The organism is Paucibacter sp. KCTC 42545 (assembly GCF_001477625.1).
Lineage (GTDB): Bacteria > Pseudomonadota > Gammaproteobacteria > Burkholderiales > Burkholderiaceae_C > Paucibacter_A.
Genome location: NZ_CP013692.1, coordinates 2,151,206 through 2,164,027 on the forward strand (window position 1 = coordinate 2,151,206; position 12,822 = coordinate 2,164,027).

Sequence of the window (12,822 nt, forward strand, 5' to 3'; positions counted from 1 at the left end):
CATGCTCCACCCAAAACAAGCGCTTTTCGACACCGACGAACAAACCACCGCACTACCCGTTGTAGATCACTACTGCGGCGTTGAAGTGCGCATGGATAAAAGCCTGGCCCTGCAGGCCGAGATGGGCCCGGTATTCGACATCACGCTCGACTTGGAGGACGGCGCGCCCGTTGGTGCCGAAGCTGAGCAACGCCAGTTGGTGATTGACAAGGCCCTCAGCCCCGCCAACCGCTGGGGCCGCGTGGGCGCGCGCGTCCACCCCTTCGATCACCCCGCCTTCGAGGCCGATGTGGATGCATTGGTGAGCCAGGCCGGCGAAGCGCTCGCCTACCTGATGCTGCCCAAGCCACGCAGCTTTGCCGACTTGAACGCCGCCTGCGCCTTTGTGGACGCCAGCCTGCAACGCCACGGCATTCGCAAAGCCCTGCCTCTGCATGCACTGATCGAAACCCACGGCGCACTGCGCGATGTGCAAGCCATTGCCGCACATCCTCGTATCGAGTCGATCTCTTTCGGGCTGATGGATTTTGTTTCTGCCCACCAGGGCGCCATTCCTCGCTCTGGCCTGAGCGCCGAAGGCCAGTTTGACCACCCCTTGATTGCGCGCGCCAAGCTGGAGATTTCCGCCGCCGCCCATGGCCACGGCAAGACACCCTCGCACTGCGTGGTGACCGAGTTCAAAGACAGCGACGCACTTCAAACTGCAGCCACACGCGCCGCGCGCGAGTTCGGCTACACCCGCATGTGGAGCATCCACCCGACGCAAATTCAAGTCATCCTCGACGCTTTCGCCCCCAGCACCGCCGAGGTGGACGAAGCCATCGAGATCATTTACGCGGCCCAGGCCGCCCAGTGGGCGCCGATCCAGCACCGCAACAATCTGCATGACCGCGCGAGCTACCGCTTCTTCTGGCACGTGCTGGAGCGCGCCCACCGCACGGGCCAGCTCTTGCCAGCCGAAGTGCGCCAAGCATTTTTCGCCCCGAAAAACTCGGCCGCAGCCTGATACATACAGCCAACTGAATGCGGCAAACCGGTCAGACCTGTACCCGAACCCGCCCTCTCCACACTTTGACGGGTCAAACTCCCATCAGCACTGAACGCTTTGACACAGTTGCTCGGTCAAATGGACCTAGCAAAGAGTGACAATGCAAGGATGAGGACTCGCGTCATGCGCCCTAGCTCAGCATTTGCTCGGACGCATGCCGCCCATCCATCCTCCGCACCCCAATTTTTCAAGTCGCGATCTCGCCAACTCATTCGCTCATCCCATCGCCATGAATTCGACTCAATTGAAACGTAGCCTCTTGTCGCTCGCACTGCTGAGCCTACTGGGCGCCAGCCTGCACGTCGGCGCCGCCGAGCCTAGCGCTGGTGCGCAGAAGGCAGCAGCTAAGCCAGCAGCCAAGCCGACCAAGGCCGCGAAGAAGGCTGAAGTCAAGGCCCCCGTCGTCGTTCCGCTGGCAGAAGCTTCGGCCGAACAACTCGAAGCCGCCAAGCGCGCCTATCTGGGCCGCTACGACTGCGAGTTCAAGCAGTCGATCGAGCTGGAGCCGCACGCCACCGCCGCCGGCTACGTGGACGTGAAATACCTCAAGCAGGTATTCACCATGAAGCCCGTGCTGTCCAGCACCGGCGCCCTGCGCCTGGAAGACGTGACCGGCCGCACCCTGATGATCCAGATCGCCAACAAGTCCATGCTGCTGGACACCCAAGTCGGCCAGCGCATCGTGGATGAGTGCCTGCACCCCGAGCAGCGCACCCTGATCGATCTGGCCCGCGCGGCCGCCGCTGCCGCAGCAGCCTCCGGCATCGACCTGAGCGCCGTCAACGGCCTGGGCATCACCCCACGGGTCGAGAAGCCTTAATTCCAAGCAAGGACCAGCCCCGCCAGCACCAAGCGCTGCGGCGGGGCTTTTTTTCGGCTGAGATCCGAACACCAAGCCAGGAAAAGTATGTAGAATTCATGCATACTTTCTGAGTCATACCAAACCTCTTCACTCCGAACGGGCAAGACGTATGACTCACCTCCGAAAGGCTCGCGCATGGAAGCCACTGTTGCTGAACGCGGTCAGATCACACTGCCCAAGGCCGTGCGTGATGCATTGGGCCTGAGCAAGGGCACCACGCTCAAGGTGGAATTGGACGGCTCGCGCATCATCTTGCGCAAAAACGTCGACGACGCCATCTCCCGAGCCCGCGGCCGCTTCAAGCTGCCCGAAGGCACCACCACCGATGATTTGATGCGCGAGCTGCGTGGTCGCGCACCGGGCGACCCGGTCAGCGAGTGATGGCCGCATGATTGCCGTTGACACCTCCGTGCTCATCGACCTGCTGGGCGATGATTCCCGCGCCGACGCGGCCGAGGCAGCTTTGCGCCTGGCCCTGTCCAGCGGCCCGGTGGTCGTCTGCGATGTGGTGGTCAGCGAAGTCACCGCCAGCCTCGGCCACGGCTCCGAGGTGATGGATGTGCTGGAAGATATGGGCCTGCGCTTTCTGCCCCTGGACCAACGCTCGGCGATTCGCGCCGGCGAAATGCAAAGAAAATACAAGCTGCGCCAGCGCACGAGTGGCGTAGCGAACAACGACCCCGTCAGCGCGCGCCGTACCGTGCCTGACTTTCTGGTGGGCGCACATGCCATGTTGCAGTGCGACGCCCTGATCACCCGCGACGACGGATTTTTTCGCGACTATTTCAAAGGGCTCAAGGTCATCACACCCAGTGCGCCTTGAGCCAAGCGCACAGTCCAAACGTCCCGCCATCCTTCATTCAATTTCACCGCCACACCTGGAGTAAAAGCCATGCTGCAAGCCTACCGCCAACATGTCGCCGAGCGCGCTGCCCTGGGCATCCCGCCCCTGGCCCTTTCCGCCGAGCAGACCGCCGCCGTGATCGAGCTGATCAAGAACCCGCCTGCTGGCGAAGGCGAGTTCCTGCTGGACCTGCTGACCCACCGCGTGCCCCCGGGCGTGGACGATGCCGCCAAGGTCAAGGCCAGCTTCCTGGCTGCCGTGGCCCATGGTGACCTGGCTGTGGCCCTGATCAGCAAGACCCGCGCGACCGAGTTGCTGGGCACCATGGTGGGCGGCTACAACGTCAAGCCCCTGATCGACCTGCTGGACGACGCCGAAGTGGCTGGCTCCGCTGCCGCCGCGCTGAAGAAGACCCTGCTGATGTTCGACTTCTTCCACGATGTGGCAGAAAAGGCCAAGGCCGGCAACGCCCACGCCAAGGATGTGATCCAGAGCTGGGCCAATGCCGAGTGGTTCACCAGCCGCCCTGAAGTCGAGAAAAAGATCACCGTGACCGTCTTCAAGGTCACCGGCGAAACCAATACCGACGACCTGTCGCCCGCGCCCGATGCCTGGAGCCGCCCCGACATCCCGCTGCACTACCTGGCCATGTTGAAGAACGCCCGCCCCGGCATCACACCCGAGGAAGACGGCAAGCGCGGCCCGATGAAGTTCATCGAAGACCTCAAGAGCAAGGGCCATCTGGTGGCCTATGTCGGCGACGTGGTCGGCACCGGCTCTTCGCGCAAATCTGCGACTAACAGCGTGATCTGGGCCACCGGCCAAGACATCCCCTTCGTGCCGAACAAGCGCTTCGGCGGCGTGACGCTGGGCGGCAAGATCGCCCCCATCTTCTTCAACACGCAAGAAGACTCCGGCGCCCTGCCGATCGAAGTGGACGTGAGCGCCTTCGACATGGGCGACGTCATCGACATCTACCCCTACGAGGGCAAGATCGAGAAGGACGGCAAGGTCGCTGCCGAGTTCAAGCTCAAGAGCGATGTGCTGTTTGACGAAGTGCGCGCCGGTGGCCGTATCAACCTGATCATTGGCCGCTCGCTGACCGCCAAGGCACGTGAGTTCCTGGCCCTGCCCGCTGCCACTACCTTCCGCCTGCCCACTCCGCCCGCCGCCACCAAGGCTGGCTTCACGCTGGCACAGAAGATGGTTGGCCGCGCTGTTGGCCTGCCAGAAGGCCAAGGCGTGCGCCCCGGTACTTACTGCGAGCCCAAGATGACCACGGTCGGCTCGCAAGACACCACCGGCCCGATGACCCGCGACGAGTTGAAAGACTTGGCCTGCCTGGGCTTCAGCGCTGACCTGGTGATGCAGAGCTTCTGCCACACCGCGGCCTACCCCAAGCCCGTGGACGTCAAGACCCACCGCGAACTGCCGGCCTTCATCAGCAGCCGCGGCGGCGTGTCCTTGCGCCCGGGTGACGGCGTGATCCACAGCTGGCTGAACCGCCTGCTGCTGCCCGACACCGTCGGCACCGGTGGCGACAGCCACACACGCTTCCCGATCGGTATCTCCTTCCCCGCCGGCTCCGGCCTGGTGGCCTTCGGTGCAGCCACTGGCGTGATGCCGCTGGACATGCCTGAATCGGTGCTGGTGCGCTTCAAGGGCCAGATGCAGCCCGGCATCACCCTGCGTGATCTGGTGCATGCCATCCCGCTGTACGCCATCAAGGCAGGTCTCTTGACCGTGGCCAAGGCCGGCAAGATCAATGCTTTCTCGGGCCGCATCCTAGAAATCGAAGGCCTGCCGGATCTGAAAGTGGAACAAGCGTTTGAGCTGAGCGACGCCTCGGCCGAGCGCAGCGCAGCCGGTTGCACGGTCAAGCTGAACCCCGAGCCGATCAAGGAATACCTCACCAGCAATATTGTGCTGATGAAGAACATGATCAATGACGGCTACGCCGACGCCCGCACCCTGCAGCGCCGTATCGAGAAGGTCGAAGCCTGGCTGGCCAACCCCAGCCTGCTGGAAGCCGACAAGGACGCCGAATACGCCCACGTCATCGAAATCGATCTGGCCGACATCAAGGAACCTATCCTGTGCTGCCCGAACGATCCGGATGACGCCAAGTTCCTGAGCGACGTCGCTGGCACCAAGATCGATGAAGTCTTCATCGGTTCTTGCATGACCAATATCGGCCACTTCCGCGCTGCTTCCAAGCTGCTGGAAGGCCGCCGCGACATCCCCGTCAAGCTGTGGGTGGCCCCGCCGACCAAGATGGACGCCCAAGAGCTGACCAAGGAAGGCCATTACGGCACCTTCGGCGCAGCCGGCGCCCGCATGGAAATGCCTGGCTGCAGCCTGTGCATGGGCAACCAAGCTCAGGTCAAGGAAGGCGCCACCGTGGTGTCCACCAGCACCCGCAACTTCCCCAACCGTCTGGGCAAGAACAGCAATGTCTACCTGGCCTCGGCCGAGTTGGCGGCGATTGCCTCCAAGCTGGGTCGTATTCCTACCGTTGAGGAATACCACGCCGATATGGGTGTCATCAACAAGGACGGCAGCAAGATTTATCAGTACATGAACTTCGACCAGATCGAGGAGTACGCCGATGCTGCCAAGGCCGTGACGAACTGAAGTTAGCCTGAGCGCAGCGCGCTTCAACAAGGCCCGCCGGGGAAACCCGGCGGGCCTTGTTTTTTGCGGCCAGGGTCAGGTCTTGCCGGCCTATACTCAAGCCTGGGTCAGCAGCACACCCAGGCCTTGCCGCACGACGCAGAGCGTCGTGAGCTAAACCTGCTAGTTTTTTGATTCAACAGGCTCGTGTTCACCCGCGTGTGTTCTCGGCTGTAAGTCGGCAAGCCATAGCGCCATCGCCAGATGGTCAAGAGCACGCGTTGTGGAGTTTGATCACCATGCCCCGTGACCGTTTGATTCCCTTGCAGGCCGAGGACATCTCGGCTTTCGCCAAATCACTGCGCCAACAGCTGAGCGCACATCAAGAAGCCAACGCCGCCCTGCCCGGCCATCTGAGCCTGCTGAATATGCTGGCCCGCGCTGCTGGGCACCGCAATATCCAGTCGCTCAAAGCGAGCCAGCCCAGCACAAGCCAAGCCGCCAGCGCCGTACTTGCACCGACAAAGTCCCTGCCCCCAGCGCGCGGCCCACGCCACCCGGATTTGAGCGAACTGGCCGACCGGGCCCTGCGCCAGTTCGACCCGCAAGGCCGCTTGATGCGCTGGCCCAGCCGCCATCAGGTGCAGCGCTATGCCTTGTGGGGCTTGTGGCTGCATTTCGACAGCCGGCGCCGCTACACCGAGCCCGAGATCAACGAGGTGCTGAACCGCCAGCATTGCTTTGGCGACCACTGCACGCTGAGGCGCGAATTGGTCAATATGAAGCTGCTGGCGCGCAGCGACGGCGGGCGGGAATACCGCAAGCTCGCCGCCCGGCCAGAGGCCGATTTGCTGCCGCTGCTGCGCGAGTTGCGTGAACGCTCCACCCTGGGTGCTACGGCTGACTGAAGGCGATTAGGGGCTAGCCAGAGTCGGGCTCATTCAGCCGTAGGCGCCGTATCCGTAGTCAGGCAGCTCAGCAAGCGCGCAACCAACGCCGGCATTTGATCGGCAGGCACCTGGGCATAGCCCAGCAGCAGGCCGCGCCAGGGCTGGGCGCGCGGCCCGATGCTCAGCAAGCTGAGCGCCGGGGCAATCAAACCCAGCTCTAGAGCGCGGGCGCTGATGGCCACATCGTCCAAGCGGGCATCTTCAAAGCGCAGCGCCAGATGCATGCCGGCCGAGCCACCGTGCACCGTCGCCACGCTTGCGTCCACACCGGCCGAGAGGGCAGCCACCAGCGCATCGCGGCGCTGCCGGTAGAGCCGGCGCATGCGGCGCAGGTGCAGGCCGAACTGGCCGTTACGCATGAACTCAGCCAAGGCCAATTGATCGGCCACCCGCCCCCGCGGCGCGGTACGCGCCAGCAAGCTGCGTATTCCACGCCATGGCGGACACCATTCCACGTTGATGGCGGACAGCATTCCAGCGTCATCGCGGACACCATTCCACGCTGATGGCGGACAGCGTTCCATTTTGATGGCGGACACTTTGGCTGTGTCCTGAGTGACTCCAACGAGGCATAGGCTGCCCGGTCTTTTCACCGGAACCCAGCGATGCCCACACCGAGAGTCACCATGAGCAAGATTCGACACACTTTGCAACTGCTGCACAGCGGCAAACTCAGCCAGCGCCAAATTGGCACCTCGCTGGGCATCTCCAAATCCACGGTCAGTGAGATCGCCAGTTATGCCCGCGTCGCCGGGCTGGACTGGAACGCCGCTCAGGCTTTGAGCGACGCCGAACTGCAGGGCCGGCTTTACCGGCCCGCTGTGGCACGCCAGTCCCGCCACCTGGAGCCCGACTACGCCACACTTCACATCGAACTCAAACGCCCCGGCGTCACCTTGCAGCTGCTCTGGGAGGAATACCAAGCACAACACCAGGGCCAGGCCTACAAGTACAGCGCCTTTTGCGAGAAGTACCAGCAATGGGCCCAGCGCTTGAGGCGCTCCATGCGCCAGACCCATGAGGCCGGCGACAAGCTCTTCGTGGACTATGCCGGGCAGACCGTGCCCATGGTGGATGCCGCCACTGGCGAGATCACCCAGGCGCAGGTGTTCGTGGCCGTGCTGGGCGCATCGAACTACACCTATGCCTGCGCCACGCCGGCCCAGAAGGCCGCCGACTGGGTCGCCTGCATCATCGCCACGCTGGAGTTCATCGGCGGGGTGCCCCGTCTGCTCGTGCCTGACCAGCCGCGTGCGCTCATGATCCGGCCCGACCGCTACGAGCCCACCAGCCACCGCTTGCTGGATGAGCTCTCCCACCACTACGGCCTGGCCGTGCTGCCAGCCCGACCGGCCAAGCCGCGCGACAAGCCTAAGGTCGAGGTGGCCGTGCAGGTGGTCGAGCGCTGGATTCTGGCGCGCCTGCGCCATCAACAATTCTTCAGCCTGGCCGCCTTGAACAAAGCCATTGCGGCCCTGCTGCAAGAGCTCAACCAACGCCCGTTCAAGAAACTGCCCGGCTGCCGTGCCAGCGCCTTTGCCAGCCTGGATCGGCCTCTCCTGGGGCCCTTGCCGGCGACGCGCATGGCCATCGCTCGCTTCAAGCCCGCGCGGGTCAACATCGACTATCACGTTGAACTCGATGGGCATTACTACTCCGCCCCCCACCGCCTGGTGGGCCGGCGGGTGGAGCTGCGCATCACGGCCACCACGCTGGAGGTGCTGGAGGGCCAGGCCCGCGTGGCTGTCCATGCCCTGAGCCCGCACCGAGGGGCCCACTCCACCGCGCCCGAGCACATGCCACCCTCGCACCGGGCGCACCTGCAATGGACGCCGGACAAGCTCATCACCTGGGCCGAGGGCATCGGTGCGGCCACTGCCGCCGTGGTGCGCTGGCAGATGGAGCGCCGCGCCCATCCCGAGCAGGGCTACCGATCCTGCCTGGGCCTCATGCGCCTGGGCCGGGAGTACGGCCATGAACGACTGGAGGCCGCGTGCGCGCGTGCCCAGTCGATTCGTGCGCCAAACTACAAAAGCGTCGCCTCCATCTTGCAGTGCGGCCTGGATCAGCGTCCCATCGATGCGCCGCTGCCCACCCAAACCAGTTTGCCCCTGCACGCAAACCTGCGCGGCCCCGACTACTACCACTGAGGCCGGACACAAGGCCCGGCAGGGGCCTGTGTTTATCGAAGAACCCGATTCATAACGTCTAACTAAGACGCCAAACAAAACACCGATTCAACAAGGAATCAACATGCTCAACGAACACACACTGCAACAACTCAGAACGCTGCGCCTAGACGGCATGGCAGCAGCCCTGACGGATCCTGCCAACCAGATCCACGTTGCCGAACTCCCCTTTGACCAACGCCTTGCGTTGCTGGTACAGCGGGAGCTGGACTGGCGCGACGGCAAACGCCAGGAGCGGCTGCTCAAAGCCGCCCGGCTGAAGGTCTCCACAGCCTGCCTGGAAGACATCGATTGGCGCAGCAACCGCGGACTCAGCCGCGACACCATCCAAACACTGGCTGGCGGAGACTGGCTACGCCACGGGCATAACGTTTTACTCACAGGTGCCACCGGTTGCGGCAAAACCTGGCTGTCCTGCGCGCTGGGCCAGCAAGCTGCACGATTGGGCTTCTCGGTTTACTACGCCCGCGCCCCGCGCCTGCTGGAGGAACTGCATGTGGCGCACGGGGACGGCAGCTTCACCCGTCGGCTGGCTCAACTGGCCAAACTGGACCTACTGATTCTTGACGACTTTGCCATTGCCCCCATTGCCGCACACGAGCGCAATGACCTGCTGGAGTTGCTGGATGACCGCGTGGGCAGCCGCGCCACACTCATCACCAGCCAATTGCCGGTGACGGCCTGGCACACCTGGCTGGATGATCCCACCTTGGCTGACGCCATCCTGGACCGCATCGTGCATGGCTCACACAAACTGGCCCTCAAAGGGGAGTCCATGAGGAAGCTGGCCAACGGGCGTTGATGCCCCTGCGCCACCCGGCCACTAAACGCTCATCTGAGGTCTGTGCGTTACCATCCCCGCCGTCACTCAGGATCCCAGTCCGGGGTGTCCGCCATCGCGTGGAACACTGTCCGCGATGAGCGTGGAATCGGTGTCCGCGATCAATGGAATACGCAGCAAGCGATGCAAGTCCCCGCAAAGCCCTTCGGGCACCACCATGAAACCGGTGCGCAGGCCCGGGAACAGGGTTTTGCTGAAGGTGCCGAGGTAGACCACCGGTGCATCGGCTTGCAGGCCTTGCATGGCGGGCAAAGGCGGGCCGTCGTGGCGGAACTCGCTGTCGTAATCGTCTTCGATGATCAAGGCGCCGTGCGACCGCGCCTGCTCAATCAGCTGAAGCCGGCGCGCCAGACTCAGCACCGCGCCGGTGGGGTATTGGTGCGAAGGCGTGGTGTAGATCAGGCGTGGGCATTGCTGGCGCCAGTCCGCCGCGCTCGGCGCCATGCCCTCCTCATCCACTGCCACGCCGATCAGCTTGAGCAAGCCGCCGCGCAGCGCCACGGCCGCGCCGGCATAGCCGGGGCTTTCCAGCCAGGCCTTGTCGCCAGGGTCGGCAAAAGCACGGGCGCACAAATCCAAGCTGGCCTGGGTGCCGTCGGTGATGAAAATTTGCCGAGGCTCGCAGCGCACACCGCGCGCCAGGCGCAAGTGATCGGCAATCGCTTCACGCAGCGCGGCTTCACCGGCCGGGTCGGCATAGTTCAGCTGCGCGGGGCTCAGGCCGCGCCAAGCCCGCTCCAGGGCACGGCGCCACTGTTGCAGCGGGAAGTCGCTCAAGGCCGGCACCCCAGCCGCAAACGCGCCCACGCCCTCCAGCACCGGCACCGCGTTCAAGGTGGACTGCACACGACGTGCCAAACGGCGCGCCAACACCGGCGCCGCACTGCGGGCCGCCGCCACGGGGGCGGCGCGGTTCGGCAGCAAACTGGCCACGACGGTGCCGCGCCGGCTGGATTCAATCAGACCTTCCGTGGCCAGTTGTTCATAGGCATACAGCACGGTATTGCGGGCCAGCGCCAGCTCTTGCGCCAGCGCCCGGCTGGCAGGCAAGCGTGTGCCCGGCGCCAATTCACCGGCGCGAATGGCCGTGCGCAAGCATTCATGCAAGCGGCGTTGCATGGGCTCGCTGCCAGCAGGCCCGGTGGCGCGCACCTTGGTCTTACGCTCGCCATCACTAGGGCCAGCAAGGCGATTCAATAGCAGTTGAACGTCCATCATCGAGAAATCTGCATTTGTCGTACCAACCCACGTTGAGGCTTGTTTGAACCTTCGGGGGCGCTTGGCTAGCAGCGCCAGCACGGCCCTCAGGCCACCCGCAATTGTCACTGGCCCTAAAAAATAGTCACATCCTGGATCTTTCCATGGAACCAAGCCAACTCTACATTGGCGCATCAACACATCTCTTTGTGTTTTAGCCAACTCAATTCAGCCCATCGAAAATGTCCAAGCCAGTTCCCGACCAGCCCCCCAGCCCCCGCACCCGTGTCCGCCGTATCGCCGAGAACGCCGCCTACGATCGCGCCACCTTGCTAGCCATCGTTGATGCCGCTTATCTCTGCCACATCGCCTTCTCCGACGGCAGCGCCAGCCACTGCGTCCCGACAGCCTGCTGGCGCGAGGTGAGCACCTCTACATCCACGGCTCCAATGGCAGCCGCATGCTCAAGGCATTGACCAGCGGCGCTGACATCTGCGTCACCATCACCCACCTCGACGGCTTGGTGCTGGCTCGCGCAGCCTTCAACCATTCCATGAACTACCGCTCCGCCATGATCTATGGCCGGTTTGAGCCCGTCGATGAACCCCAAGCCAAGCGCGACTCGCTGGCCCATTTCATGGACAAATTGGCCCCCGGCCGCCAGGCCCAAATTCGCCCCGGCAACGACAAGGAATTCAACGCCACCACCGTCTTACGCATCAGTCTGGACGAGGCCGCCTGCAAGGTCCGCACCGGCGGCCCGGTGGATGATGAAGAGGACCTCGCCTTGCCCGTGTGGGCCGGCGTGCTGCCGCTCACGCAGCAACGCGGCGCCCCAATTCAAGACCCGGCTTGCCAGCAGCCCGCGCCCGAGCATGTGTTGGCCTGGCAGGCGGGCGGCGCGTTTGCTGCGCAGTGAACTGCAGGGCCTGCGGCCGCTGACTCAGCGAAGCGAGGCGCCCCCGTGCAGCAGGCACTGGCAATAGCGCATGCGAGCGCTAGCCGGACAGGCTTTGGTCTCACTCGACAAACAAGTGCGCCGGGTATTTCAGCAAAGCGCAAATCGCCAAACTGAATTGCGTCGCCGCAATGCTGGCCCTTGCCGATTTCTTCCGCGCCCCAGTAATTTCTGTATTGACAGAAATTACTGACTAGCTAGACTCCCTTCCATGGAACTCAGCGAAGTCGCACGCAAATTTGTCGTCCACTGGGGTGAGATGGGCAATGCCTGGGGCGTGAACCGCACCGTGGCCCAGATTCACGCCCTGCTCTTTTTTCACGGCCGGCCGCTGCATGCGGAAGAGATTGCCGACACCCTGACGGTGGCGCGCTCCAATGTCAGCACCAGCCTGAAAGAGTTGCAGAACTGGAACCTGATCCGGGTGGCCCATGTGCTGGGCGACCGGCGCGACTACTTCGAGACCTCGGTCGACGTCTGGGAGCTGTTCCGCACCATCGTGCGCGAGCGCAAGGAGCGGGAGTTCGATCCGACCGTTCGCGTGCTGAGCTCCTTGGTCGCCGACCCCGGCTTTGCCGGTGAAAGCGCCGACACCCAGGACCGCGTGCGTGAAGCCTTGCGCTTCATGGACACCCTGGGAGCCTGGTCCGAGGAAATGCTCAGGCTCTCGCCCACCACCTTGGAGAAGGTCTTGAAACTCGGCGCCAGTGTGCAGAAATTTGTGCGCGGCTCGGACGGCAAGGACTGAAGCGCAAGGCAGCGCCTGTCGTCAAAGACGGGCGCATTTTTTTGACCCTTAATTTCTGTCATTACTGAAATATCGGACAAATCATGAATATCACCCTCATGCACCCCGGCGCCTTCCCCCTGACCCTGTTCTACGAATCGGCATGCCCCTTGTGCGACAGCGAGATGCGCAATCTGATGCTGCGCAATAGCGAAGGCCAGCTGCGCTTTGTCGATGTCTCGGCACCTGATTTCGCCGGCCCGCCGCCGGGCTGCAGCCGGGAGGACTTGCTGAGCCTGATGCATGGCCTGCGGGCCGATGGCCAGGTGATCCGCAGCGTCGAGGTCTTCCGCCTGGCTTACGCGGCCGTGGGCCTGCCCGGTGTCAGTCGCGCCCTGTCCCTGCCCGTACTGCGACCCTTGGCCGAGACGCTCTACCCCTGGATTGCCCGCCACCGCCACCATGTGCCGGCCTGGATCAGCGGTCTGGTCTTCGGCCGCGCCCTGCGGCGCGCCGCCGAACACGCCGCCCGCCAACCACGCTGCACAGCCGAGCGCTGCACACGCTGAACACGCCTCCACTACGGCACAGCG

General features: G+C 63.8%; 12 protein-coding genes and 1 pseudogene. 11 read left to right on the plus strand and 2 right to left on the minus strand.

The annotated features are described in order from the left end of the window. Nucleotide 1: 1 nt before the first annotated feature. From AT984_RS09430 to AT984_RS09455, 6 genes are all read left to right on the plus strand, one after another. Nucleotides 2-1,006: an HpcH/HpaI aldolase/citrate lyase family protein gene (locus AT984_RS09430; protein WP_082679913.1), complete on the plus strand. Its 1,005-nt coding sequence runs from the start codon at nt 2-4 to the stop codon at nt 1,004-1,006. A 301-nt stretch (nt 1,007-1,307) separates the two neighbouring features. Next, complete coding sequence (locus AT984_RS09435; protein ID WP_058719882.1) at nt 1,308-1,868, plus strand: hypothetical protein; 561 nt, start codon at nt 1,308-1,310, stop codon at nt 1,866-1,868. Between the two features lie 177 nt (nt 1,869-2,045). Beyond that, nucleotides 2,046-2,291: an AbrB/MazE/SpoVT family DNA-binding domain-containing protein gene (locus tag AT984_RS09440; protein ID WP_058719883.1), complete on the plus strand. Its 246-nt coding sequence runs from the start codon at nt 2,046-2,048 to the stop codon at nt 2,289-2,291. A gap of 7 nt (nt 2,292-2,298) precedes the next feature. Continuing rightward, nucleotides 2,299-2,733 (plus strand): type II toxin-antitoxin system VapC family toxin, encoded by a 435-nt coding sequence (locus AT984_RS09445; protein WP_058719884.1) that lies wholly within the window; start codon nt 2,299-2,301, stop codon nt 2,731-2,733. 69 nt (nt 2,734-2,802) lie between these two features. Continuing rightward, the gene (gene acnB, locus AT984_RS09450; protein ID WP_058719885.1) at nt 2,803-5,388 is read left to right on the plus strand and encodes a bifunctional aconitate hydratase 2/2-methylisocitrate dehydratase; all 2,586 of its coding nucleotides are present in this window, start codon (nt 2,803-2,805) and stop codon (nt 5,386-5,388) included. A gap of 278 nt (nt 5,389-5,666) precedes the next feature. Then, nucleotides 5,667-6,275 carry a DUF2087 domain-containing protein gene (locus tag AT984_RS09455; RefSeq protein WP_058719886.1) on the plus strand — a complete coding sequence of 203 codons (609 nt, stop codon included), beginning with the start codon at nt 5,667-5,669 and terminating at the stop codon, nt 6,273-6,275. A 29-nt stretch (nt 6,276-6,304) separates the two neighbouring features. Here AT984_RS09455 and AT984_RS09460 read toward each other — a convergent pair whose 3' ends face one another. Next, nucleotides 6,305-6,790: a hypothetical protein gene (locus tag AT984_RS09460; RefSeq protein ID WP_156421963.1), complete on the minus strand. Its 486-nt coding sequence runs from the start codon at nt 6,788-6,790 to the stop codon at nt 6,305-6,307. A 132-nt stretch (nt 6,791-6,922) separates the two neighbouring features. On the opposite strand from AT984_RS09460, the gene istA reads away from it, so the two are divergent. Continuing rightward, nucleotides 6,923-8,467, plus strand: coding sequence for an IS21 family transposase (gene istA, locus AT984_RS09465; protein WP_058719888.1), 1,545 nt, complete (start codon nt 6,923-6,925; stop codon nt 8,465-8,467). A 103-nt stretch (nt 8,468-8,570) separates the two neighbouring features. After that, complete coding sequence (gene istB, locus AT984_RS09470) at nt 8,571-9,308, plus strand: IS21-like element helper ATPase IstB (protein WP_058719889.1); 738 nt, start codon at nt 8,571-8,573, stop codon at nt 9,306-9,308. Nucleotides 9,309-9,374: 66 nt separating this feature from the next. Here istB and AT984_RS09475 read toward each other — a convergent pair whose 3' ends face one another. Continuing rightward, on the minus strand, nt 9,375-10,565 hold the full coding sequence (locus AT984_RS09475; RefSeq protein WP_058719890.1) for an aminotransferase-like domain-containing protein: 1,191 nt from the start codon (nt 10,563-10,565) through the stop codon (nt 9,375-9,377). 221 nt (nt 10,566-10,786) lie between these two features. Here AT984_RS09475 and AT984_RS09480 point away from each other — a divergent pair. The 3 genes and pseudogenes from AT984_RS09480 (at nt 10,787) to AT984_RS09490 (ending at nt 12,798) form a co-directional block, all read left to right on the plus strand. Further along, nucleotides 10,787-11,463 (plus strand): annotated as a pseudogene (locus AT984_RS09480) (pyridoxamine 5'-phosphate oxidase family protein). Nucleotides 11,464-11,713: 250 nt separating this feature from the next. Further along, the gene (locus AT984_RS09485; protein WP_058719891.1) at nt 11,714-12,250 is read left to right on the plus strand and encodes a GbsR/MarR family transcriptional regulator; all 537 of its coding nucleotides are present in this window, start codon (nt 11,714-11,716) and stop codon (nt 12,248-12,250) included. Nucleotides 12,251-12,333: 83 nt separating this feature from the next. Beyond that, the gene (locus tag AT984_RS09490) at nt 12,334-12,798 is read left to right on the plus strand and encodes a thiol-disulfide oxidoreductase DCC family protein (RefSeq protein ID WP_231741620.1); all 465 of its coding nucleotides are present in this window, start codon (nt 12,334-12,336) and stop codon (nt 12,796-12,798) included. Nucleotides 12,799-12,822 lie beyond the last annotated feature (24 nt).

Bases quoted from the DNA above. Each gene is read 5' to 3' on its own strand.
- AT984_RS09490 (WP_231741620.1), top strand. From the start codon at position 12,334: ATGAATATCACCCTCATGCACCCCGGCGCCTTCCCCCTGACCCTGTTC.
- AT984_RS09440 (WP_058719883.1), top strand. From the start codon at position 2,046: ATGGAAGCCACTGTTGCTGAACGCGGTCAGATCACACTGCCCAAGGCC.
- AT984_RS09475 (WP_058719890.1), bottom strand. From the start codon at position 10,565: ATGATGGACGTTCAACTGCTATTGAATCGCCTTGCTGGCCCTAGTGAT.
- acnB (WP_058719885.1), top strand. From the start codon at position 2,803: ATGCTGCAAGCCTACCGCCAACATGTCGCCGAGCGCGCTGCCCTGGGC.
- istA (WP_058719888.1), top strand. From the start codon at position 6,923: ATGCCCACACCGAGAGTCACCATGAGCAAGATTCGACACACTTTGCAA.
- AT984_RS09455 (WP_058719886.1), top strand. From the start codon at position 5,667: ATGCCCCGTGACCGTTTGATTCCCTTGCAGGCCGAGGACATCTCGGCT.
- istB (WP_058719889.1), top strand. From the start codon at position 8,571: ATGCTCAACGAACACACACTGCAACAACTCAGAACGCTGCGCCTAGAC.
- AT984_RS09445 (WP_058719884.1), top strand. From the start codon at position 2,299: ATGATTGCCGTTGACACCTCCGTGCTCATCGACCTGCTGGGCGATGAT.
- AT984_RS09485 (WP_058719891.1), top strand. From the start codon at position 11,714: ATGGAACTCAGCGAAGTCGCACGCAAATTTGTCGTCCACTGGGGTGAG.
- AT984_RS09460 (WP_156421963.1), bottom strand. From the start codon at position 6,790: ATGCTGTCCGCCATCAACGTGGAATGGTGTCCGCCATGGCGTGGAATA.
- AT984_RS09430 (WP_082679913.1), top strand. From the start codon at position 2: ATGCTCCACCCAAAACAAGCGCTTTTCGACACCGACGAACAAACCACC.